Annotated in this window: 21 protein-coding genes and 1 pseudogene; 7 read left to right on the top strand and 15 right to left on the bottom strand. The window is 60.7% G+C overall.

Annotated elements, in window-relative coordinates:
- Positions 1 to 68: 68 nt before the first annotated feature.
- From NA645_RS01755 to NA645_RS01745, 3 genes and pseudogenes are all read right to left on the bottom strand, one after another.
- A complete protein-coding gene (locus tag NA645_RS01755; RefSeq protein ID WP_423836554.1) occupies positions 69 to 1,670 on the bottom strand; it encodes a response regulator in 1,602 nt (533 codons plus the stop codon).
- 82 nt (positions 1,671 to 1,752) lie between these two features.
- A complete protein-coding gene (locus tag NA645_RS01750; RefSeq protein WP_256047218.1) occupies positions 1,753 to 3,276 on the bottom strand; it encodes an ATPase domain-containing protein in 1,524 nt (507 codons plus the stop codon).
- A gap of 332 nt (positions 3,277 to 3,608) precedes the next feature.
- Positions 3,609 to 5,359 (bottom strand): annotated as a pseudogene (locus NA645_RS01745) (methyl-accepting chemotaxis protein).
- Between the two features lie 211 nt (positions 5,360 to 5,570).
- Between NA645_RS01745 and NA645_RS01740 the strand changes: the two are divergent.
- Positions 5,571 to 6,515 (top strand): class I SAM-dependent methyltransferase, encoded by a 945-nt coding sequence (locus NA645_RS01740; RefSeq protein ID WP_256047217.1) that lies wholly within the window; start codon positions 5,571 to 5,573, stop codon positions 6,513 to 6,515.
- Between the two features lie 167 nt (positions 6,516 to 6,682).
- Positions 6,683 to 9,043 carry a hybrid sensor histidine kinase/response regulator gene (locus tag NA645_RS20140; RefSeq protein WP_256047216.1) on the top strand — a complete coding sequence of 787 codons (2,361 nt, stop codon included), beginning with the start codon at positions 6,683 to 6,685 and terminating at the stop codon, positions 9,041 to 9,043.
- Between the two features lie 65 nt (positions 9,044 to 9,108).
- Here NA645_RS20140 and NA645_RS01730 read toward each other — a convergent pair whose 3' ends face one another.
- From NA645_RS01730 to NA645_RS01700, 7 genes are all read right to left on the bottom strand, one after another.
- A complete protein-coding gene (locus NA645_RS01730; protein ID WP_256047215.1) occupies positions 9,109 to 9,915 on the bottom strand; it encodes an outer membrane protein OmpK in 807 nt (268 codons plus the stop codon).
- A gap of 555 nt (positions 9,916 to 10,470) precedes the next feature.
- Positions 10,471 to 11,745: a hypothetical protein gene (locus NA645_RS20105; protein ID WP_272891924.1), complete on the bottom strand. Its 1,275-nt coding sequence runs from the start codon at positions 11,743 to 11,745 to the stop codon at positions 10,471 to 10,473.
- A 66-nt stretch (positions 11,746 to 11,811) separates the two neighbouring features.
- Positions 11,812 to 12,288, bottom strand: a complete 477-nt coding sequence (locus NA645_RS01720) for a curli production assembly protein CsgB (RefSeq protein ID WP_256047213.1) — start codon at positions 12,286 to 12,288, stop codon at positions 11,812 to 11,814.
- 279 nt (positions 12,289 to 12,567) lie between these two features.
- Complete coding sequence (locus NA645_RS01715; RefSeq protein WP_256047212.1) at positions 12,568 to 13,404, bottom strand: CsgG/HfaB family protein; 837 nt, start codon at positions 13,402 to 13,404, stop codon at positions 12,568 to 12,570.
- Positions 13,405 to 13,422: 18 nt separating this feature from the next.
- Positions 13,423 to 13,836: a curli assembly protein CsgF gene (locus NA645_RS01710; RefSeq protein WP_197445613.1), complete on the bottom strand. Its 414-nt coding sequence runs from the start codon at positions 13,834 to 13,836 to the stop codon at positions 13,423 to 13,425.
- Positions 13,833 to 14,216, bottom strand: coding sequence for a curli production assembly/transport protein CsgE (csgE, locus tag NA645_RS01705; protein ID WP_197445614.1), 384 nt, complete (start codon positions 14,214 to 14,216; stop codon positions 13,833 to 13,835). Before csgE ends, NA645_RS01710 begins: the two co-directional genes overlap by 4 nt.
- Positions 14,213 to 14,863 carry a helix-turn-helix transcriptional regulator gene (locus NA645_RS01700; protein ID WP_197445615.1) on the bottom strand — a complete coding sequence of 217 codons (651 nt, stop codon included), beginning with the start codon at positions 14,861 to 14,863 and terminating at the stop codon, positions 14,213 to 14,215. The genes csgE and NA645_RS01700 overlap by 4 nt, the downstream gene beginning before the upstream one ends.
- Before the next feature lie 240 nt (positions 14,864 to 15,103).
- On the opposite strand from NA645_RS01700, the gene NA645_RS01695 reads away from it, so the two are divergent.
- The 4 genes from NA645_RS01695 to NA645_RS01680 all read left to right on the top strand — a co-directional run bounded on the left by NA645_RS01695 (position 15,104) and on the right by NA645_RS01680 (position 18,171).
- Positions 15,104 to 15,739: a LysE family translocator gene (locus NA645_RS01695; protein WP_256047211.1), complete on the top strand. Its 636-nt coding sequence runs from the start codon at positions 15,104 to 15,106 to the stop codon at positions 15,737 to 15,739.
- Positions 15,740 to 15,830: 91 nt separating this feature from the next.
- The gene (locus tag NA645_RS01690) at positions 15,831 to 16,292 is read left to right on the top strand and encodes a VOC family protein (RefSeq protein ID WP_256047210.1); all 462 of its coding nucleotides are present in this window, start codon (positions 15,831 to 15,833) and stop codon (positions 16,290 to 16,292) included.
- Entirely contained in the window at positions 16,292 to 17,116 is an 825-nt protein-coding gene (locus tag NA645_RS01685; RefSeq protein ID WP_256047209.1) for an aldo/keto reductase, read from the top strand. Before NA645_RS01690 ends, NA645_RS01685 begins: the two co-directional genes overlap by 1 nt.
- Positions 17,117 to 17,199: 83 nt before the next feature.
- Positions 17,200 to 18,171, top strand: coding sequence for an SDR family oxidoreductase (locus NA645_RS01680; protein ID WP_256047208.1), 972 nt, complete (start codon positions 17,200 to 17,202; stop codon positions 18,169 to 18,171).
- Positions 18,172 to 18,183: 12 nt separating this feature from the next.
- On the opposite strand, the gene NA645_RS01675 is transcribed toward NA645_RS01680, so the two are convergent.
- Positions 18,184 to 19,059: a DUF6279 family lipoprotein gene (locus NA645_RS01675; protein ID WP_256047207.1), complete on the bottom strand. Its 876-nt coding sequence runs from the start codon at positions 19,057 to 19,059 to the stop codon at positions 18,184 to 18,186.
- A gap of 209 nt (positions 19,060 to 19,268) precedes the next feature.
- Between NA645_RS01675 and NA645_RS01670 the strand changes: the two genes are divergently transcribed.
- On the top strand, positions 19,269 to 19,460 hold the full coding sequence (locus tag NA645_RS01670; RefSeq protein ID WP_197445621.1) for a hypothetical protein: 192 nt from the start codon (positions 19,269 to 19,271) through the stop codon (positions 19,458 to 19,460).
- A 6-nt stretch (positions 19,461 to 19,466) separates the two neighbouring features.
- On the opposite strand, the gene NA645_RS01665 is transcribed toward NA645_RS01670, so the two are convergent.
- From NA645_RS01665 to NA645_RS01650, 4 genes are all read right to left on the bottom strand, one after another.
- Positions 19,467 to 20,000: a hypothetical protein gene (locus NA645_RS01665; protein ID WP_256047206.1), complete on the bottom strand. Its 534-nt coding sequence runs from the start codon at positions 19,998 to 20,000 to the stop codon at positions 19,467 to 19,469.
- Positions 20,001 to 20,078: 78 nt separating this feature from the next.
- Positions 20,079 to 20,840, bottom strand: coding sequence for a substrate-binding periplasmic protein (locus NA645_RS01660; protein WP_256047205.1), 762 nt, complete (start codon positions 20,838 to 20,840; stop codon positions 20,079 to 20,081).
- Positions 20,841 to 21,000: 160 nt separating this feature from the next.
- Complete coding sequence (locus tag NA645_RS01655; RefSeq protein ID WP_256047204.1) at positions 21,001 to 21,723, bottom strand: RNA pseudouridine synthase; 723 nt, start codon at positions 21,721 to 21,723, stop codon at positions 21,001 to 21,003.
- 115 nt (positions 21,724 to 21,838) lie between these two features.
- Positions 21,839 to 22,018 (bottom strand): hypothetical protein, encoded by a 180-nt coding sequence (locus NA645_RS01650; RefSeq protein ID WP_197445654.1) that lies wholly within the window; start codon positions 22,016 to 22,018, stop codon positions 21,839 to 21,841.
- Positions 22,019 to 22,103 lie beyond the last annotated feature (85 nt).

Below are 22,103 nucleotides of genomic sequence, written 5' to 3'. Positions count from 1 at the left end.
GCGTTTCGACGGTCTTGGCTATGGTTAGTTCGTGAGCGGGACGAGTCGCGTCGGTCAACGACGGAGGATCAAAGTACGGATAGGCTCGTGAGTTCGGCGCTTTCCATGGCACGTTTCAATGCCAGGTCCAGCTCTTCGAGGCGGTAGGGCTTGGCCAGTACATGCACGCCTTCGGCTTCCGCCGAGTTTTTTGCCGCCTCGGCATAGCCGCTGGTGAGCAGCACGGGAATGCCGAGTTGGCGCGTGCGAATTTCTCGCGCCAGCTCTACGCCGTTCATGCCGCCGGGCATCATCACATCGGAAAAAACGATGTCTACCTGGCGTCCGTTCGCCAGTGTCCCGAGGGCAGCGGCAGCGCTGGCGGAATGTGTCACCCGATAGCCGAGATGCTCAAGCATTTCGCCCACCAGCGCGGCGACTTCTTCATCGTCGTCGACCAGTAGAACGCGACCTGCGAACGTCTCGGGCGTTTCATCAACGCGCACGCTCTCGATGTGCACCTGGTTCGGCAGATGTTCAGAGCGCGGCAGCATCATGATCACGCTGGTGCCTCGTCCACATTCCGTATCGATCCAGACCGTACCGCCGGACTGGAGGGCGAAGCCATACACCTGGGCCAGGCCGAGGCCGGAGCCCTTGCCGATCTCCTTGGTGGTGAAGAAGGGATCGAATACCCGGCCGCGAACGTCGGCGGGAATGCCGGTGCCCGAATCGATCACCGCCAGACGAACGAAGTCACCCTGCCGGCCAAGCACTACTTCATTCGGTGCGTTGGACGCCTGCAGCAGGATCGAACCGCCGTCGGGCATGGCGTCGCGAGCGTTGACCGCGAGATTCAGTATCACCAGCTCCAGTTCGCCGGAATCGACTTCGATCGGCCATAGATCCGGTGCGAACTCCACTTTGACGTGAATATCGCCCCGCAGACTGCGGTCCAGCAGCTCGCGCATCTGGCTGATGCGCTGGGCCAGATCCACTGGTTCGGGTGCCAGTGACTGGCGGCGCGAAAAGGCCAGCAATTGGCGCGTCAGGGCTGAGCCGCGCTGAGCGGCCTGGCGCATGCCATCCATCAGGCGTTGGCGGCGTTCTGGATCCGCTCGTCGATCGAGCATGTCCAGGCCGCCGGAGATGACCATCAATAAATTGTTGAAGTCGTGAGCGATGCCTCCGGTGAGCTGGCCGATAGCCTCGATTTTCTGCGTTTGGCGCAGGCTTTCTTCGATATGGGCGCGCTCGGCGATCTGCGTGCGCAACTCGAGGTTGGCTTTTTCCAGTTCACCAGTGCGCTCTACTACTAGCGCCTCCAGTTCGAGGGATGCCTGTTCACGCGCCTCGATCAGCGCTCGCACCTCGTACTGGCGATGCCGCCCGCGCAATACGGTCTGCAGCGCGCTGGTGAGCGTAATGCTCTGTACCGGACGTTCGAGCAGCGAGACGTTACGCAACGCTGCGACCATGCGTTGGCGCCAGGCCGCGACCGAGGGTTGCTGATGCTTGCTGGTCAGCACCACGAAAGGGAAATCGGACCACGTCGGCTGCTGATCGACCCAGGCCGACAGCGCGTCGAGGTCCTGACCGAAAAGGCCTTCTTCGGCGATGAAGGCCGCGTCGGCGCCTGTTCCGGCCAGGTCTAGTACCTCATCGACGCTGTGACAGACGATAGCGTTCATGCCGCTGCGGCGCAGCAGCTCGGCCGAGGCGGGACCGTCCCGGCCAATGGGGGCGTAGACGGCTACTGTCGGGATTGCTGGCTCAGGCGTCGTCATGCTCGTCTTTCATGAGGGGAGCGGCATCGCCGGTGTAGGCCGGCGTGCCCGAGAAGATACCGCTGAACTGCGAAAGCGGCGGCCCGACCTTGATGCCGGAAGCCCCAAGGCGGAACTCCCGGATGGTGTTTTCGTGGCGGCCGCTACGTTTCTTGACCACCGACAACGCCCGGCGAACGACGCCGGCATGCTCGAAATAGCGCAGCATGATAACCGCATCACTCAGATAGCTGATATCGACCGGCGTATCCATCGGTCCGACCAAACCATGCTGGGCCAGAACCATCACGCTCATCACGCCTTTCTGGCCCAGATAGCTGAGTAACTCGTGCATCTGCAAAATCAGGAAGCGGCCGTCTGGCATCGCGTTGAGATAACCGTTAAGGCTATCCAGCACCACCAGCTGCGCGCCCTGTACCTCAACGCTGTCACGCACCGCAGCGGTAAATTCGCCGGGTGAAAGTTCGGCAGGATCAATCTGTTGCAGGTGCAGCAGTCCTTTTTCGATCCAGGGTTCTAGGTCCAGCCCCAAAGCGCGGCCGCGAGCCATCAGGGTTCCAATTCCTTCATCGAAAACGAAGAACGCCACCTGTTCACCGCGTCGACACGCCGCTACGGCGTAACCCAGCGCCAGCGATGATTTGCCAACGCCGGCGGCGCCAATCAGCAGCGCGTTGGTTCCGCGCTCCAAGCCACCACCGAGCATTTTGTCCAGGGCCTCATTACCGCTGGATGTCAGTTCCCCTATGAAGTGCGTGTGATGCTCAGCGGCAATCAGCCTCGGATAGATCGCCAATCCACCTTTTTTGATGGTGAAGTCATGGTAGCCGCCACGAAACTGGATGCCGCGCATCTTGATGACACGCAGCCGCCTGCGTTCGGCGCCGTAATCAATGGCCAACTGCTCGAGCATCACTACCCCATGGGATATCGAATGCAGCTGTAAATCGCCGCTTTCGGAGGTCTGGTCGTCGAGCAGAATTACCGTGCAATGTCGGGTGGTGAAGAAATGCTTGAGTGCCAGCACTTGTCGCCGATAGCGCAGCGGGCTTTGAGCGAGCAAGCGCATTTCCGAAAGACTGTCGAACACCACCCGACTCGGGTTGGTTTCGCTGACACGATTGAATACTTGCTTGGTGGTCTCGCTCAGCTCCATCTCGGCCGGATGCAGGACCGTCAGCTCTAGATCGGGGTCCAGGCTGTCCTCGGGCGTTACCAGCTCCAGAACGTCGATGCCTTCGAGCGTCCAGCCGTGGCGCTTGGCGACCAGCTTCAACTCTTGTTCCGTTTCCGACAGCGTGACGTACAGGACGCGCTCGTCCTGGCGTACGCCTTCGAGCAGGAATTGTAAGGCGAGGGTGGTCTTGCCGGAGCCGGGGCTGCCCTCGTAGAGATACATCCGGTTAGGGTCCAGGCCGCCGCCGAGGATGTCATCCAGGCCTTCGCTGCCCGTGGATATACAAGAAAACTCATCGTCTGGGCTGAAGGGGCGATCAGGGGAATCGGTCATTTCCATACTCCTTACGCGGGCTCCACAGGAGTCGCCGCGTTCCTTGTTCCGCTGCTCCGACACAACAAATGATTGGTTGCGGGGCGGAACACGCCCGGAAAGAAGCCGTAATGGCTGGCCGGGCTGAAAACCCCTCGAATGCCGCTGCAGGGCCGAGGCGCAGCCATTCGACCGGCGACGCCCGAGAGGCGCAGTCACTTCATCCGACTCGGCTTTTGCATTGCCGTTCCGCATGGCCGCTGTCGCTGGGGCGCCCGGCGAGCTGCGCGTTCAGGCCAACAGACCCCCGCAATAGGGAGCCTGCTGCCGGTTGGTACACGCTGGTTTTCTGCTCAGAGCTTGAAGCGGCTCACCATGGCGATCAGGCGATCGTTGGAGGCAGACAGACCCTGGGTGCTCTTGCCGACGGTCACGCCGGATTCCACCAGCTCGTCGACCATATCCCGCACCGCGACCATGTTCTGGTTGATCTCACCGCTGACTGCACTTTGCTCTTCAGCGGCCGCGGCGATCTGCGCGCTGAGGTCGTGGATGCGGTTGACCGAATCGGCCATTTCATCGAGCCCGCTATTGACGCGGGTGGTGCGCTCGGCGGTGGCCTGACAGCTGCCTTTGGTTTTCTCCATCGCGTCTACCGCAGCATCGACAGCGCTTTGCAAGGCCGCGAGCATCTCGTTGATTTCCGACGTGCTCTGCTGCGTCCGCCCGGCGAGCGCGCGCACTTCGTCGGCGACCACGGCGAATCCGCGCCCTTGTTCACCCGCACGGGCGGCCTCGATGGCGGCGTTCAGCGCCAGGAGGTTGGTCTGCCCGGCGATTTCACCGATCACGCCCAATACATCGTTGATGCGGCGGGCGTCCTGCTGCATCGCCTGGACGCGCGCGGTAGCCGAGTCGACTTCATTGACCAGCGCCAGCACGCTTTGCGCCGCTTCGTCGACGGTGCGACGCGAATGCGCGGCGTGGTCGTTGGCGGCCTGGGTGAAGCTCGCGGTTTCGTTGGCGCTCTGTGCGACGGAGTCGGCCGTGGAGCTCATTTCGGTGATGGCCGTCACCGCCTGATCCGTTTCGCTGGCATGGCGAGCCAGAATGCCGTTGGTGTGATCGGATTGCTGCTTGAGTTGTTCGAGTTCGACCGAAATCTGGCGGGACGAGGTGGCCAGGTCGGCGATCATTTCCTGCAGATAGGCGATGAAGCGGTTCACTGCGACACCGATGCGGTCGACTTCATCGTCGCCTTTGATCTCGATGCGACGGGTCAGATCCGCATCACCGGACGACAGGGACTGGATGTTGGCTGACAGCAGATGCAGCCGGCGCATCAGGTTGCGCAACGCGACGACCATCAGCAGCAAAAGGAAACCCACCAACGGCAATTGCAGCCAGCCCAAGGTGCCGAGCACCGAGCGGGTCTTCTCGGTCAGCAGGTGGCTGGGCAGCGCGGTAGCGAGCAGCCAGGGCGTGCCCTCGATGGGCTTGAGGAAGAACGAGGTCTGCTCGCCATTCTGGCCTTCGAACTCGGTGAAACTGCGCTGGTCGCCACGGTCCAGCGCGGCCTTGATCTGCGCCACGAACGGCGTGTGTGACGCCAGCTCGGAGACGTTTTTCAGGACGATCTGTTCGCTCAGGGCGGGCAGATTGCTAAGAATCTTGCCGTCCGCTTCGACGATCATGATCTGGCCCTGGATTTCTTCAGCTGACCGCTGGCGTCACGGTGATAGAAGGTGCTGTGTTTCGCCACGCCGGGCGTCCGTGCGTTGGGCAGCGGCCAGATGCCGCCGCCGAACACCTTCTGATCGCCGTACTGGTCAATCAGGCCAGGCAGTACGGCATCGATCTGGTCGCTGTCGAGCAGCGCGACGGTTTGGGTAATAGCGCGGGATTGGCTTTCGATCCGCGCCAAATTGAGCCGAATTGCCTGGGCGATTTCGTCGACTTTTTCTTCCACTAACTGGACTTCGGTGGCTTTCAACTGGGGCGCGACGAATTGGTTGATGCCTAACAGAGTCAGGCCAATGGCGACGAGGATGAAGGCCGCAAAAGTGGTGAAGTAGCGTGCCTGGATCGTTTTCAAGAAGGTCATGGTTGTGCTCGTTACAAGGGGCTACGGCGGAAGAACGCCCATACGTTTGCGTTATCGGCGCACCCTCCTGAAGCTGTAGGACTATTGGTCGACTCGGTACGTTTGGCGAGCCAGGGACGCGAGCTTCGGGATGGCTGCATGGGCGGCAGGTCCGCAAGCGCCTCGAATCCTGTTTAAAATCGCGCGCTTTCTCTAACTAACGATGACCTTCATGCACGCCGACGCTCTTGTCACTTTGCAGAACCACCTGACCATTGCCTTGGCGCAGTTGCCCGATGAGACCCGCCGTCTGTTTCATGGGCGCGGACGCTGCTGGGAGGGGCTTGAGCATGTGACCGTCGATTGGCTGCAGGGCATCGTGCTGGTTTCGTTGTTCCGCGCACCGGCGGACGCCGAGCTGGATGCGTTAAGGCTCGGTTTGTCGGCACTTACCCAAAGCACGGAATGGCAGGCGAGCGGGGCGCATAGCTTGTTGTTGCATCACCGCTATCTGCCCGACAGCCACATGGAGCGGCTGCTGGGCGAGCCGGTCAGCGAATGGCTGATCAGCGAGAACGGGCTGCGCTACAAGCTCGATCTCGGCATCAAGCAGAACAATGGGCTGTTTCTGGACATGCGCTACGGTCGCCGCTGGGTGCAGGAGCAGGCGCAGGGCAAGCGGGTACTGAACCTCTTCGCTTACACCTGTGGTTTTTCAGTAGCGGCCATCGCGGGCGGCGCCGAGCATGTGGTCAACCTCGACATGGCGCGCGCAGCCCTCAGTCGCGGGCGCGACAATCATCGGCTCAACGAGCATGACCTGAGCAAGGTCAGCTTTCTCGGCCACGAGCTGTTCAAGTCGTGGGGCAAGGTGAAGAAAAGCGGCCCTTACGATCTGGTAATCGTCGATCCGCCATCGTTCCAGAAAGGTAGCTTTGCGCTCGACAAGGATTACCGGAAGATCCTTCGGCGCTTGCCGGAGCTGCTGACCTCCACCGGCACGGTGCTGGCCTGCATCAACGATCCCGACGTGGGCCCCGAATTCATCATCGAAGGCGTTGCGGCCGAGGCGCCGGACTTGGTGTTTCAGCAGCGTTTGCCGAACCCGCCGGAATTCCCGGATGTCAGCCCCGACAGCGGGCTGAAGGCGCTGGTCTTCAGCCGCACGCCGGGTTAGCGTCGCCTGGCGTGGCATGGAGTCGTTACATCAAAGTCTCTAGGTATGGCTGCTATCCTTTTTTGCTGAAGCTTCACCGGCAAATTGCCAGCAGCTAATCTTGGCGCCTTGCATCTTGGCAAGGCCAGCCGAACTCCACACCAACCGTCGCGGGGTCTCGAGGATCTGTGACTCGACCAGCTACAGGAGACAACGCCATTCCTGAACCAGAACGGCAAGTGCAGGCAATCTTCGATGCCGCCAGCGATTGCGCCATGCTCACCACCGATCGCGAAGGCATCATCACGGCGTGGAGCGTGGGTGCCGAACGTGTCTTAGGTTGGACAGCGCAACAGATGTGCGGACAGCCGTTCGATCATCTATTCAGCGGCGGTGAGCGCAATGCGGAACTGCTGCGCGAGCAGATGCAACGCGCGCTGAAGGATGGCAGCACCAGCCATGAACGCTGGTATATCCGTGCTGATGGATCACGCTTACGCGGGGCGGGCACGCTCACGCCACTGCTTGGCGAGGAGGGCCATTTCGGTTTCCTGAAGATCCTGCGTGACCGCACGGCGGAAGACGAGGCCGCGCGCCGGCTGGCCGAGAGCGACGACCGTTATCGACTGCTGTTCGAGGCGATCGATGCGGGCTTCTGCATCATCGAGATGAAATTCGATGCGCAGGGCAAGCCGATCGACTATAGCTTCGTCGAAACCAATCCGGCCTTCGAGCGCCAGACCGGGCTGGTCGATGCGGTCGGCAAATGGATGCGCGACCTAGCGCCTGCTCACGAGCAGCACTGGTTCGATATTTACGGCGAGGTGGCGCTGAGCCGCCGCCCGGTGCGTTTCGAGAACAATGCCGAAGCGTTGCAGCGTTGGTTCGAGGTGCAGGCTATGCCGATCGGCGAGCCGTCCGAACAGCGTGTCGCGATTTTGTTCAACGACATCTCCGCACGTCGCAACGCGGAGCAGGCCCTGCAAGCCCTGACCGTCTCGCTGCGCGAGGATGTCGCAACCCGTACCAAGGACCGCGACCAGCTCTGGGAGTTGTCCAGCGACGTGATGCTTCGCTGCCGTATCGATGGCAGCATCGTTGCGGTCAATCCGGCCTGGGAACAACTGCTGGGCTGGTCGGAAGAGCAACTGCTGGGCGCCAATATTCTCGACTTCATCCATGCGGACGACCAGGCGGACACAAGCGCGACCGTTCGACAGTTGTCGGAGGGGCGTTCTTTTCTGCATTACGAGAATCGCTACCGCTGCACCGATGGCAGCTATCGCTGGCTCACCTGGTCGGCCCGGCCGGCGGATGGTGTGATAAATGCCGTGGGGCGTGACATCACCGCCGAAAAGGAACAGGCACAGGCGCTCGCTCAGGCAGAGGCGCAACTGCGCCAAAGCCAGAAGATGGAAGCCGTCGGCCAATTGACCGGGGGCCTGGCGCATGACTTCAACAACCTGCTGACCAGCATCGGCGGCAGCCTTGAACTGCTCGAAAAGCGCATCGAGCAGGGCCGTGTCGAATCGATCGCTCAGTACGTGACAGTCGCCCAGAACGCGACCCGCCGAGCGGCGGCGCTGACACACCGATTGCTGGCATTTTCTCGCCGCCAGACGCTCAACCCGATGGGTACCGACGTCTGCGAACTGGTCAGCGACTTGCGCGAACTGCTCAGCCGCACGGTCGGGCCTTCGATCTTGCTTGAAACGCAGTGCGCTGAGGGTCTTTCGCCAACGCTGGTGGACCGTAATCAGTTGGAAAACGCCTTGCTCAATCTTGCCATCAATGCGCGTGATGCGATGCCTGACGGCGGGACGCTGTCGATCGGCGTCAGCAATACCTGGCTGAAAGACAGCGAGGCGTTGGAGCTCGATGTGCCGGCTGGGCAGTACGTGCGCATATGCGTCGCGGATACCGGCGTCGGCATGTCCAAGGAAATCGCAGCGCAGGCATTCGATCCGTTTTTCACCACCAAACCCTTGGGCATGGGAACCGGTCTGGGATTATCGATGGTGTACGGCTTTACCCGACAATCGGGCGGGCAGGTGAAGATCCAGTCCGAGCCGGATAATGGCACCACGATCTGCCTGTATCTGCCGCACGTGGTCGCTAATGTGCAGCGGAGCGATACGGTAATCGACCCCAGGGCGGCATTTCAGGTAAGCGGTGGGGCAGGCGAGACGATCCTGGTCGTCGATGATGAGCCGGCGGTGCGCCTGCTGGTGGTGGAGGTTCTCGAGGAGCTGGGCTATCGGGTGCTGCATGCCATCGATGGCAAGAGCGCGCTGAGCATTCTCCAGAGCGATGAGCCGGTTGCGCTGCTTGTCACGGACGTCGGGCTGACGGGCGGTATGAATGGCCGTCAGTTGGCCGATGCTGCTCGCCAGACCGACCCCGCACTGAACGTGCTGTTTATCACCGGATACGCGGAAAGTGCGGTGATGGGCAAGGGCCAACTCGAGCCAGGCATGGGCCTGTTGACCAAACCCTTCACGATCGATGCGTTGGCAGAGCGCATCGAAGAGCTGCGTGGCCGAAACTGATGCCGCCTCCGAGCCAGCCGTTTTCGGCGGTTTGGCTCGCGGCGACACCTGAAGGACCAGTGAGGTCAGTAGTGGGCCTTGACGATGAAGTTGGTGACGTTGTTGTCGGTGTTGAACGCAGCGCTGTCCTGCACGCCATATTTGTCCGACCAGTAGTCGTACTCGATACCGACGTAGAGCTTGCCCGGGGTGTAGTCCAGCGCCTTGCCCAGGTCGTACTTGATCTGCGGGTTGATGTGCAGGTTCTTGGCGACGAAATCGTTGCTGGATTTGGAGCCGGCATCGTTGACCACCCAATCGATATAGCCATCGAAGAGGATGTCGGATTTGCCCAGCGGGAACGTCATGGCCCAGGTCGGCGTGATCTGCCATTGGCCGCTGGCCTGACCGGTGATGCCGTCCGGCTTGCGGTAGTAGGTGTTGATCGACAAGCGATCGAAGCCCGGTACGGCCAGGTCGATGGCCGGGCCGAGCAGGTAGTTGCGATTGCGTCCTTCGCCTCGCTCGTAGGTCGCCGAAAGCAGGACGTCGGTGACCGGCCCAAACGATAGGTCTCGCCCGGTGATCTTGCCCAGTGACAGACGCGGGCTGAATTCGCCGTAATACGTGCGTCCGTCGTTGCCCGAGTGACCGTTGAACCACTTGTGATCGACGAACAGGAACATGTCGCCCCAGGTCCAGCCACTGGCGTGTTCGAAGGTAATGGTCTGCTGGATATCGGCCTCACGCCCGTCCTCGCCTGAGTCGACGGCGAAATTTTTGCCGTAGAGGTAGGTCAGGCTGTTGTTCTGCCAAAGCATTGGGTCGGCCATGGCCTGGCTGGCGAAAGTCAATCCCGCCGCGAAGACGGCGGTGCTGAGGCTGCATTTCATCGATGTGCTCCCTTGTTGCAGTTGCGGCTGCTTTATTTTGAGCGTTGTCCAAACGGGCGGGCGTTGTGCTCGAAGCAGTACCGCGCCAGTCGATCAAGCGCAGCGGAAATACCACAGAAATCGTTTTATTTCATTGTTTTGTGGAGGCGCAACGCTGTCCCGTGCGGTGGTTTTAAGACGGTGGCAGATACACGCAAGCTCGAAGCGTTTAGCTGTTCGCTGCGATTCGGCCGCAGACGAAGTGCCCAAGAGAAGATTGATTTGGTGGAGCGCACACTGCTGCGGCTAGGTGTTTGGTCCCGTTTCAGCCTAAACGGCTGGGCTAAAAAGATTGTTTTGGACGCTCAAGTCCGTAGGGCCGAATTTATTCGGCCAGAGGTTTGTGAAGGCCGAACAAGTTCGGCCCTACGGTGATGCGTTCACCCGAAGAGCCGAAAGCGTGGGTTCCGTCGAGAGCGCAGCAAAACGGGAACAGTCTCTAGCAGAAGCACTAATCGCTGCCGCAGAAAACGAAACTGCCGGCGCAGGGCCGGCAGTTGTGGGTATTGCAGGGGATCAGTGTTGGGTAACGATCGCCATGTTGTTGAGGCCAGCCTGGCTTATTAACGCGTTGTTGCCCATACCGCTCTGGTCGACCAACGCCTCGTGGCCGGTGCCATTCTGAATGACGGTCGCCAGATGGCTTTCGCCGTACTGGGACAGGATGGCCATGTTGTTTACACCGTCCTGGGTGATGCTGGCCAGGTTGAGATCGCCGTCCTGGACGATATCGACGTCGTTACCGGCGTTGTTGCTGGAGCCGGTGATGCGGTTGCCTTCACCTTCCTGTACGGCGCTGAGCATGTTGTGCATGCCGGACTGGTTGAAGTTCAGCTCATTGGCATTGCCTAACTGATCGACCGTAGCGTCGTTGTAGCTGCCATGTTGATTAACCGTGGCGACCTGATGACGACCGTCCTGATCGATCACTGCCTCGTTGCCGAATCCGTACTGATTGGCAGTGGCGGTGTTGCCATTGCCGCGCTGGGCGAGGTTGGCGTCGTTCTCGTTGCCCTGCTGATAGACGAAGGCATTCTGGTAGCGGCCTTGCTGATCTACGTTCAGGTTGTTGTCGTTCCCGCCCGAGTAGGTGTAAGCCTCTTGGTTGGCGCCAGTCTGGCTGACGGATGCATTGTTGAGGTTGCCGACCTGCTCGACTTCGGCGATGGAGCCGGAACTCCAGTTCTGGACGATTTCGGCGGCGTTTTCGTTGCCTTGCTGGTCGATCATGGCGCGGTCGTTGGAGCTGAACGACTGGCTGATGCTTGCATCGTTGAGCTTACCGTCCTGGTACAGCTCGGACTTGCTGCCGTTGGCCAGCGCCTGGTAGCTGGAGGCGTAGTTTTGATTGCCCAGCTGTTCAGTAACGGCACTGGCGCCGTAGGTGGCGACCTGTTCGGTTTCGGCGATATTGGCATTGCCATGTTGATGCTGGTCAGCGCTGCTGTCCGAAGTAGCGCTCTGGCTGATGCTGGCCTCGTTGCCTTTGCCGTTCTGCCATTGCTCCGCAGTGCTGCGCAGGGCGACCGTCTGGGTGACGTCCGCCTGATGGAAGTTGGCGATCTGGGTTTGCAGGACCGAGGACGAAAACGAGCTGTTCTGCTCGGTCATCGCATTGTTGCCCCAGCCGCTCTGCAGCTGTGTGGCCGTGTTCGAGCTGCCAGCGCTCTGCGTGACCTCGGCAATGTTATCGATACCGTTCTGGCGTTGTTCGGAGGTGTGCTCAGCGGCGAAGGCCTGGGCAGTGGCGACAGTCAGGATGGCAGCTACAAGGGGTTTGATCTTGAACATTTTTGTCTCTCCATGGAATGTTTTCAGCGGTACTTCCTGGTGGTGCTTTGCTTCAGCGGCTTTGCTTTAGCGGTGCTGGCGAACCAGCACACTCAGACCCTGGCCATTCTGCGTAACGCTACTGCGATGCCCGGTACCGGTCTGTTCGATCAGCGCGTTGTTGTGAGCGCCGTACTGCTCGATTCGGGCCTGATTGTCGGCCCCGAACTGAATGATTGATCCCTGGTTGTGGCTGCCGTGCTGCTCGATGGATGCCTCGTGCGCATAGCCGCTCTGGAGGATGAGGGCTTCCAGTGCGTTGCCGATCTGCGTGATGTCCCCGGTCAGGCTGTTTCCGGCCTGGGTGACCAGAGAGAAGTTGTCGGCAATGACGCTGCCATTTGGCCGGGCCAGTGCGGTTGCATGAGTCCGACTTGAGGCGAATTCGCTGGCGCCCAAATCGAGCGAGATTGGAAGGCTAGCAGCCTGAAGCGTGGGGCTGGCTAGCGTTGCGAAGAGCAGTGGCAGCAGTGCTTTTCGGGCAATCCATTGCGCGTGCTTCATCAGTCGTCCCTGGTTGAATCGCGGTAGGTCATCCTGTCCCAAACCGTGATTCGGCAAATCCATCAAACGGGTGAAACCGCTGCGTTTGTTCGTAGCCGTTCACTTAAGCCGTTAGGCAAAACACCAAGGCATGATGGCCCTGTCTGTAGAGGCGAGGGGGCGTCGGATTCGCTAGGCCAGAAAAACGCCGCAAACCCGTACGGGGATGCGGCGCTTTCTAAGTGAACGGCATTATGCGTTTGCTCGGGCCTGGAGCAGGCCCGATGAAACAGAACGAACCTACAGCTTGGTCGGCGTGGTGAGATATTTCGCCAATTCGGCTTCGACCGCAGGCGAGTTGTCGGCGGTCTGCCAGAGGCGACGGTCGACGCCCTGGGCAATCAGGTGGGCAACGGCCGCCTCGATCGCCGACAGCACGCAAAGCTGCGCCGGCTCGTTGGTGGTGTAGCCGGCCTCGGCTTCGAGCAGTTCCTTGAACTCGATGAACTTGTAGACGTTGGCGCTGCGCCCGATGGAGTAGATGGTCTTGGTCGTCATCACGTTGGAGAGTACCTGGCCGCTGCGCACGTCGATGGCGCGCAGATTGACGGTGACCTGATCGACTCGGTATTCCTGCGATACGCCGATACCCAGATAGCGCGCGCCCTGGCCACCGCTGCGCACGTTGGTTTCGTAGGCGACGATGGCGCCTTCCATGATGATGTTGGCGGCCAGCAGCGAGGGCAGTTCCGACTGTATATTCGGCGCCACGTCCGGCTTGGCCTGGGACGCGCGAATGATCTTGCGCTCGGTCAGCACGTTCTGCAGGCCCTCGCGCTCCAGCACGATGAACCAGCCGCTGGCCTGCATGGCATCGACCAGCATGCTCGCCGCGCCTTGGGTGACCGCTGTGGAAAAGGAGCTTGCCGGGCTCGGTTTGTATTGCCCCGTTTGGTCGCGGAAGCCGTACACGGCGGCAACCAGCGGGCCTTTGGGGCGGGGCAGTTGCAGCAAGTCCTGATAGGTCGAGGTGCGCGGCGTAAGGGTGGGTGTTTCCTGGTCCGCGGACATCGGTTCGCGCACTGCGCAGCCCTGCAGAACGGCCATCATCCCGATGGCGATGAATAGGCTTCTCATGGCCTTTGCTCTCCTTGATCAGTTCTCGCCGATAACGATTTCGGACACTTCGCCGGTCAACCGGTCGGTGATGCTCACAACCAAGTTGCCGAGGTCGTCGTTGATGACATTTACGATGAAGTCATCCGTCGTGACCGACCCGGTCTTGCCGTCTCTAGCATCATTAAGCAGATCGCCAAGCAGCCGTGACTCCAGCTGGCTGGTGAAACGGTCGAGCGCTGAGGTGCCGGTCAGCGAGGAGCGGTCGATCGCGTCCGGATCTTTGGTGTCGTTCTGGGCCTGGGCGTTGCCCAACAGCCAGGCACCGTTCAAAGGACTGCCGCCAAAGGACGGGTTGACTGGGGTGTAGACCAGTTCGGTTGCCGTAACGGCGGAGCTGAGCAATAGCCCGGCCAGGAGAATGCCGGTGGTTTTTTGTTGTGGCCGGTTCATAACTCATCCTTCGCAAGATCAATGGTGTCTTCGAACATTGCTTCAACTTTCTTACGGTTTATCTCTTGCAGCACGTAATCCGCCGCGTCATAAGCGGTTTGCTCCATGTCGCCGACGTTCGGTTGCAGAAAGCGGCGGTAGAGCGGCTGGTTGTCCTGCTCGACCCAGACCAGAATGCCCCAGCGTGCCGACGGTCTTTCCTTGACCGCCAGGTTGAAGTCCAGGGAACTGGTGTCGTTCAGGCGTTCGCAAAACTTGCGATAGAACTCCTGACCGGATCGGGTAACGGTGTTGTTGGTAATGAAGCCCTTGAGCTCTGCTTCTCCGGCATATGCCTGAGCCGCGAGCAGCAGCATCAGGCAAAGGCACGCGGCTCTCATGTGCCGGCCTCGCTCACATGCCCCAGCACCAATGACGCACCTTGCGCGCGGTTGGACGCGCCCAGTTTGCCCAGTGCGTTATGGATATGGCTCTTGATGGTGTGAGTGCTCAGGTGCAGGCAGTCGGCGATTTCCGAGTTGGAAAGCCCCTTGCCGGCGAGCGCAAGGATCTGCTTTTCGCGCACCGATAAATCATCGATTGCGCGCGACGCATGGGTCAGCTGGCGATAGCGGCCGAGCAGTTTTTCCATCAGCGCGCGGGGCAGCCAGTCGCCACCGTTGAGCATGACGGTGACGCCGCGGCTGAAATTGCTGCGGCTTGTGCTCGGGTAGAAGACGCCCTTGATCCAGGGGTGTAACTCCAGCAGTCGGCGTGCCTGTTCCGGCTGCGCATTGACCAGCGCGGTGACCGTATCGCGCAGCTGCCGAAGCAGGCGAAGGCATTCTTCGTCGGTGAAGCTGCCGACGTCGATCAGGATCAAGTCTGCATCGTTCACTCCCGGGCGGAGCGCGTTGCTACGCGTCAGGCGCAACTGGGGGCTATCGTGAAGATGTTGGTGGAACGAGCTGTCCAGCAGTTCGCTGTTGGACAACAGGACGAGACGAGCGGAGGGGGCGACGAGTGCCGCGCTGGCTTCATCGATCATGAGCATTTCCTTTGCTATTCATGGCTGTGTCGGGCTGCGCCCGCGTTCCTGCCCGGGGCCGTGGCGCTTTGACATTAACGCTAACAAGGTAGTTCAGCAGGGTGACAATAAAAAGTCGGAACTGTGAGTGAATGCCAGTTTTCCGACGAACTGCCTGCGTGGGTGCGAAATGCAAGTCTGGAAAGCCGAAGTTCGCTCGACTACATTCAGTGTCTTTCTTCGCTCATGACTGGGGCCGAAATGTCTGATCCGGCGTTCTGGTTGGTCTTTTTCTCGGCTGCTCTGGCGCTGAACCTGTCGCCCGGTCCCGATCTGCTGTTCGTGCTGTCGCGTACGCTCTCCGGTGGGCGGCGTGTCGGCGTGGCCTCGGCATGCGGCGTGTGCAGTGGTGCTCTGGTTCATGTGGCCGCCGCGGCGCTGGGGATTTCGGCGATTCTGGCTACTTCGGCGCTGGCCTTTACGGTGGTCAAGTATGTCGGTGCGGCCTATCTGCTGTACCTGGGCATCCAGGCGTTGCGCTCTGCGGGCGCTGGTACGCAGCTCAACCTTGGAACGGCGCCGCGGACTACCGCCTGGCAGGCTTATCGCCAGGGCATTCTGGTGGACATTCTCAACCCCAAGGCTGCGATCTTCTTCATGGCGTTTCTGCCGCAGTTCGTGCGTCCGGACCAGGGCGCAGTGGCGCTGCAGCTATTGGTGCTGGGTGTGTTGGTCGTTCTGGTGGCGATCGTCGTGGAATGCATGCTCGTGCTGCTGGCAGCTCGCGCCAGCTCGGCGCTACGCGGCAATCAGCGACTGAGCCAATGGCTCGATCGTGTCCTCGGGTCGGTGCTGATCGGCCTGGGTATTCGCCTCGGGTTGGCCGAACGCGCATAACCGTGGGAACGTCGACGCAGTTATCGGTCTGAATGCGTATGCGGTGCGTCTTGTACGACGGCGATGGCCGCGGCAATCGGAAGGAGCTTTCATGTCCCTGTACAGCAAAAACACCACATCCAATCTCATTCCCTGTCTGCATTACCGTGACGTACCCGCGGCGCTGGACTGGCTGTGTCGAGTATTCGACTTCGAGCAGCACCTGGTGGTCGAGGATGCGCAAGTGGGCGTCATTCACGCCCAGCTCAACTTCGGCAGCGGCATGCTGATGCTCGGTCCGGTTAGCGATTCCGAGTACGGTCGCCAGGTGAAGATGCCGGACCAGGTGGGCGGTGTTTCCACGCAGAGCATCTATGTCATCGTCAACAGCGCCGATGCGCTCTATACCAAGGCCAAGGCTGCCGGGGCGGAGATCGTCATCGAGTTGAAAGACGAGGATTACGGTGGGCGAGGCTTCAGCTGCCGCGACCTGGAGGGTCACCTGTGGAATTTCGGCACCTACGATCCTTGGGCCGAGCCGGTCGCCGAGCAGAACGTACGGGGGAACGGCTGATGCGCACCCTGACGTTGACAGATGGAGCCGAAGTCCCTGTGATCGGCCAGGGCACCTGGCACATGGGTGAGAATCCGGCCGAACGCAACAACGAGGTCGCAGCACTGCAGCTCGGAATAGAGCTGGGCATGACGCTGATCGATACCGCGGAAATGTATGGCGAAGGCGGTGCGGAAGAGGTTGTCGGTGAAGCGATACGCGGTCGCCGCGACCGGGTCTTTCTGGTCAGTAAGGTTTATCCGCACAACGCCAGCCAAAAAGGCGTACCGGAGGCCTGCGAGCGCAGCCTGCGCCGGCTCGGTACCGATTGCATCGATCTGTATCTGCTGCACTGGCGCGGCCAGTATCCGCTGACGGAAACCGTCGAAGCCTTCGAGCGGCTCAGGGAGCAGGGCAAGATCCGTCGCTGGGGCGTGTCGAATCTCGATATGGACGACATGCGTGAGCTGAATGCGCCCGCTTGTGCAGCCAACCAGGTGCTCTACAACCCTAGCGAACGGGGGATCGAATTCGACCTGCTGCCCTGGAGCCAGGCTCAGGGTATGCCGGTCATGGCGTATTGTCCGTTGGGGCAGGGCGGTGCGTTGTTGCGGCATTCGGTGGTGGTCAACGTTGCCCGCCGACACGGCGCGCAGCCTGCTCAGGTAGCGTTGGCCTGGGCCTTGCGCCAGCCCGGCGTGCTGGTGATTCCGAAATCCTCCAGCCCGACTCATCTTCGCGCCAACGCCTCAGCCTCGGAGCTGAAGCTGACGGCAGAGGATCTGAGCATTCTCGACGATGCCTTTCCGCCACCGTCTCGCCGGCAGGCGCTGCAGATGGTTTGACCCCGCCGATCCTCCAGACGGTGGGGAATGTTTGCCTCGCCACGGCTGTCAGCTGTTAACGACAGCAAACCGGAGAATCGGGCATGACTGAAAACAGACTCGAAGGCGCGGTGGTGGTTATCACCGGTGCGTCCAGTGGTATTGGGCGCGCCACCGCGCAAGCATTTGCACGTCGGCGTGCCCGTGTGGTGTTGGCTGCACGTGACGAGGAGGCGTTGCAGGAGGCGGCTGAAGAATGCCGGGCGCTCGGCGGCGAGGCGCTCGTGGTGCCAACCGACACGACCATCAGCGACTCGGTGGAACAACTGGCCACTGCAGCCGCCGAGTTCGGCCAGGGGCGTATCGACATCTGGATCAACAACGCCGGTGTCGGGGCGGTTGGCACATTCGACGAGACGCCGCTGGATGCTCACGAGCAGGTCGTGCAGACCGATCTGATCGGCTATCTGCGGGGCGCGCATGTGGTGTTGCCTTACTTCAAACAGCAGAACGCCGGCATTCTGATCAATACGCTCTCCGTCGGCAGTTGGGTGCCGCAGCCATTCGCCGTGGCCTATTCGGCCAGCAAGTTCGGCCTGCGCGGCTTTTCCCAGGCGCTGCGCGGTGAGTTGGCACAATGGCCGGGAATACATGTATGCGACGTATACCCATCGGTGGTCGATACCCCTGGTTTCCGCGACGGTGGCAACTATGCCGGGCGTTCGCTGCAACCGCCGCCACCGCTGTGCGATCCCCGCCAGGTGGCCGAGGCGATGATCAGCCTGGCGTTGCATCCTCGGCATACCACCTCGGTTGGGATGGTGGCGACCTTGCTGCGCTTCGCGCATTTCGTGACGCCTGGTTTCAATCAGTTATCGGGGCTGCTGACCGGTGCCGCGCTGCGGCGTGCCGATCGAGTGGCGCCTTCTTCCGGCAATCTGTTCCATCCGGCACTGGGTCAGCGGCGAATAGATGGCGGATGGCGTAAAGACAGCCACCCGCAGCGCACCTTGATGCTGGCCGGAGGGGTTGCGGTAGGCGTAGTCGGACTGTTGTTGTGCTGTCGTAAACGCTGAGGAAGCCCGCAGTCAGCGCGACTCCGGCAAACAGGCCAGCGAGCCCAAATCCTTGCGCAGGTTCTCTAATTGGCCGTCGAGATGACCTCGCTGGTCGGCATCGGACATCGCGTAGAGATCGCTGGCCAAATCCAGGGCAGCCTGTTCGATGCGGTCGAAAGCCGCTCGGTACTCGGCAGTCCAGAAGGCTTCGCCGCCTTGTAGCAGCCGTGCGATGCGATCATCGAATCCCGCTTCGTGACGCTGGGCGACCGCGGCACTTAGGGCGTGTTGCCATTGCACCCGGTTGTCCAGCCACAGTCGGTTATGCTCTCCGAGCGTATGCGCCCAGACGAGAATGCGTTGCCGTTGCGCCGCGTTGATCGTGCCCAGCCAATGCTCGACCCGCTCGCCCATGCGTTCGGCACGCTCTCTGATCTGGCGGTCCAGGGGTGGCTGCAAGTATTTCTCGGCCCGCTCGCGACGGTCTTTCTCGAGCGCCTCGTTGAGCGTTCTGACCTGTGCATCGTCAAGATCACGCAGAAGCTGCGTGGTGGTCGGGGTGATTTCTTCGGTAATTGCCTGAATCGCCTGTTTCGCATGTTGATAGTGATTGCGCAGCGTGGCCTCGTTGATTTCATCCCGCCGAACCTGGTGCTGCAGCTGTCCGAGGATGTCGAGATAGACCGGTAATTGCGTTTGGCAGTGCCAGCTAAGATGGTCGCGCAGCTGCGAGCGGAAGCGCTTCTGCTGATCGCGATTCAAATCCAGATAGTCATCGATCCACCACGGGATCAGCGTGTCCAGGTTGCGGTACGCGAGGTTGATGCGGCTGCAGCCGGCGAGGATAAGCGTGAGCGCCACCAACAACAGCAATGTCTTGCAGCCACGTGTCTGACGGATCTGCATCGGAGCCCTCGTCGTCTTGATATGGGCATCTCTCGATAAGGACGAAATGGCCTTCTCGCCTATTAATAGAACGACAGGACGTCCCGGCAGTTCGAGCCAAAACAGCAACGGTTTGTTTCGGCGAGAAGAACGGTCGAACTTGTGGTCCCTTTATTGAAGAGGGTGTGTCGCCGGCACGCCTGCAACAACGTATCAATGTGGAGGTAGGCATGCAGACGACGATCAAACAGCTGACCGGAGACCAGGTACCGCAGGGTTGGCGCCCGACCTGGGTGACTTGTTGGGTGGTGGAAATGGACGGCAAGACGATTGCCGGCCCCTATGCCACGCGTGAAGAGGCGCAAGCCGTGATGGACGGGGAGCAGGAGCCCAAGGTATCGCAGACACCTACACCCCGGTGAGGCAGTTCACAGGCATTTAGTGGGGCAGGGATCGACCCGCTCGGGTATTGGCGGCGGCGGCTCGACGAGCTGGGAGACCAGCTCCAGAGCTTTATCGAAGGATGGATAGCCGCTGCGCGCGACATCAAGCTCGGCGTAGGCCTGGCGATATTCATCGGCCTTGGTGGTGTCGCGTACGTCCAGCAGATAGGGCTCTTGGTGCATTTTGTAGAGCAGCGCCGTCGCATGCGGGTGGCCCTTGGCGCGCGACTGTTCGAGCAGGTTCAGCACGCCGGCCTGTTGCGGTCCCTGGCGTATCAGCAGCAGTGCCTGATAGAACTCGATTTCGCCGTGCTCGTCGAGATGAGCACTGCGTTCGAGCAGGGCGTCGGCCAGTTCATAGCCGTCTTCGTCGCCGATGGAGATGAGAATCTTGGCTTGCAGAAGATCGTTCTGATAGAGCAGTCGCTCTGCACGACAGGAGCTGCCCGGTTGGTCACAGGGTTGAGAGGCGCAGCCGCCCAGGACGATGAGCAGTCCGAGTAGTAATGAGTTCTTCATCGCTGCCTTGTTCTCTGGATTGTTTATGTGTGTCAGCGCGAGTTCTGACCTGCGAGTTTCGTTTCTGTTCAGACCGACTCATGGCTCGCTGGCGATGGGCTTGAGGCCATAGTGAAACAGAAGGACCTGCCACTCGGGGTTAGCTGGAAGGGTGCTGAGTAATTGATCAAGATAGTCTTTCACCGCTTCGTCCAGCGTGTCGCTTATCAGCATGTGCCGCGCGAACTGGTACAAGGGCGTTGACGATATGTATAGCTCGCCCGGGTTATGTTCCTTGCGGTAATGGAGCAGGGTGGAGCGAGCGATCAATAAAGTATTGATGCGCCCGGAGAGCAGCTTCTCGAGGTTCTGCAGATCGTTGTGTACATTCTGGCGTTCTATCGCACCCTTGGCGATATCTTCCTCGAGTCCCTGATACCGGTGGCCGAGCACACCACCCAGAACCAGGCCGTGCAAGGATTCCGGCCCTTCATATTCAACCGGCGCATCGGGTAGTGAGACGAATACCTGTTGATCGATGAGTAACGGTTCCGACCATCTGGCGTTTGCTGTCTGCGCGGCAGTGAAAAAGCTCGGCGTTGCCCAGAGCAGGATGCCGGGGCGGTTTCGGGCGAGGCGAATGTCCACACGCTTGCGCGGTAGCTCCACTAGCTCGAAACGGAAGCGGCCACGGTTGGCCGGGTCGCGATTGAGTAGTTCGACGAACGCGTGCGAAAGGCCCTGCCCATCGCCGAGTATGAATGGGGGCGAAAAGTGATAGTTCCACACCTCGATCCGCTGCTGCGTGGTGCCGATCGAAGGCAGGAGAGCGAGCACGAGCACCACAACGAGTCGTTGCATGGCGCACCTTCAGAATGATGGCGAAGCGGCCGGTCCAGGACTCGGTGATGCTGCCCGCGGATGGCTTTTGCCTGTTCGATGATGAACAAGCATAGTCGACAGGCGGCAGGGAGCGAGCAACCAGGCTGGTTCGTTTTTTTGCCGAGAGGCTGTTTTCGTTCTAGAAGCGTTCGTGCTCGCCGAGAAAACGCCACTCGCCGACCGGCAGCTTGGCCATCGACAGGCGACCGACGCGTATGCGCTTGCAGTTGAGCATCTGCAGGCCGATGGCCTCGCAAAGCTGTCGCAGATCGCCCGCTTGCGGTGCCTTGAGCACGATGCGCAGACGGGTTTCGTTCTGCCAGCTGGCCTTGGCTTTGGGTAGGATCCGGCCGCGGTGCCCGATGCCTTTGGCCAGCAATGCCAGGCCACCTTCCTCGGGTTCGCCGGCGACTTCCACGATGTATTCCTGTTCGAGCTTGTCGCGAGGGTCGGCGAGTTTGCGGATCACCTCGCGCTGCTGGCTGAACACGACTAGCCCACTGGCATCCGGCTCCAGCGGTAGCAGTGCGGTCTGACGAGCTAAGTGCCGATCACGCGGTGCGAGACGAGCGTCATCGCTCGTCCAGTGGCTTGCCTTGGCTAGCTGTTCCATCGCGCCCGCCGGATCTGCTGCGGTGGCTTGGCCGGCCGGTTTGTGTAGCAGCAGCGTGACGGGCGGCAGCTCGGATGCGATGGCGCCAGGCAGGAGTTCGATTCGTTGGCCGTCGACCTTGAAATAGGGGGCTTCGATGATTTGCCCGTCGACGCTGACCCAGCCACCCTCGATATACAGCTCAGCCTCGCGCCGGGAACAGCCGAGTTGCTCGGCGAGGCGTTTGGACAGGCGTATCGGGTCGGTCATGGGTATCTCGGATGTCGCGGGAGGGGAAACCCGGCGAGCCACTGCAGTACTGCGTGACAGCTGAAGCTCGCGGTCAAGTGTTGCGGGTTTACTACTTGGCTATTTTTCTGGCTATCTATTTCTTACTGATGGTGATCTGCCGGGATGGGCCTTGAGTCTGGCCACTGACGCCGTTTGGGATCTTCTGAACTTCACCACCGGCCTTCAGAAAGGCGGCCATCTGCTCGGCCAGGGACTGGCTGGTTTCGCTGGCGGGTTCGGGTTTGCGTTTCGCGGATGTGGTCTTGGCGGCCATCGTCATCGGATTCCTGTGGATCAGTCGAACCGGCCATTATACAGATATGGCTAATTTTTGTTCGATTTTTCCTTGAACGGTCATC

Source organism: Stutzerimonas stutzeri (assembly GCF_024448955.1).
Lineage (GTDB): Bacteria > Pseudomonadota > Gammaproteobacteria > Pseudomonadales > Pseudomonadaceae > Stutzerimonas > Stutzerimonas stutzeri_AQ.
This window is presented reverse-complemented; position numbering and strand designations above follow the sequence as displayed.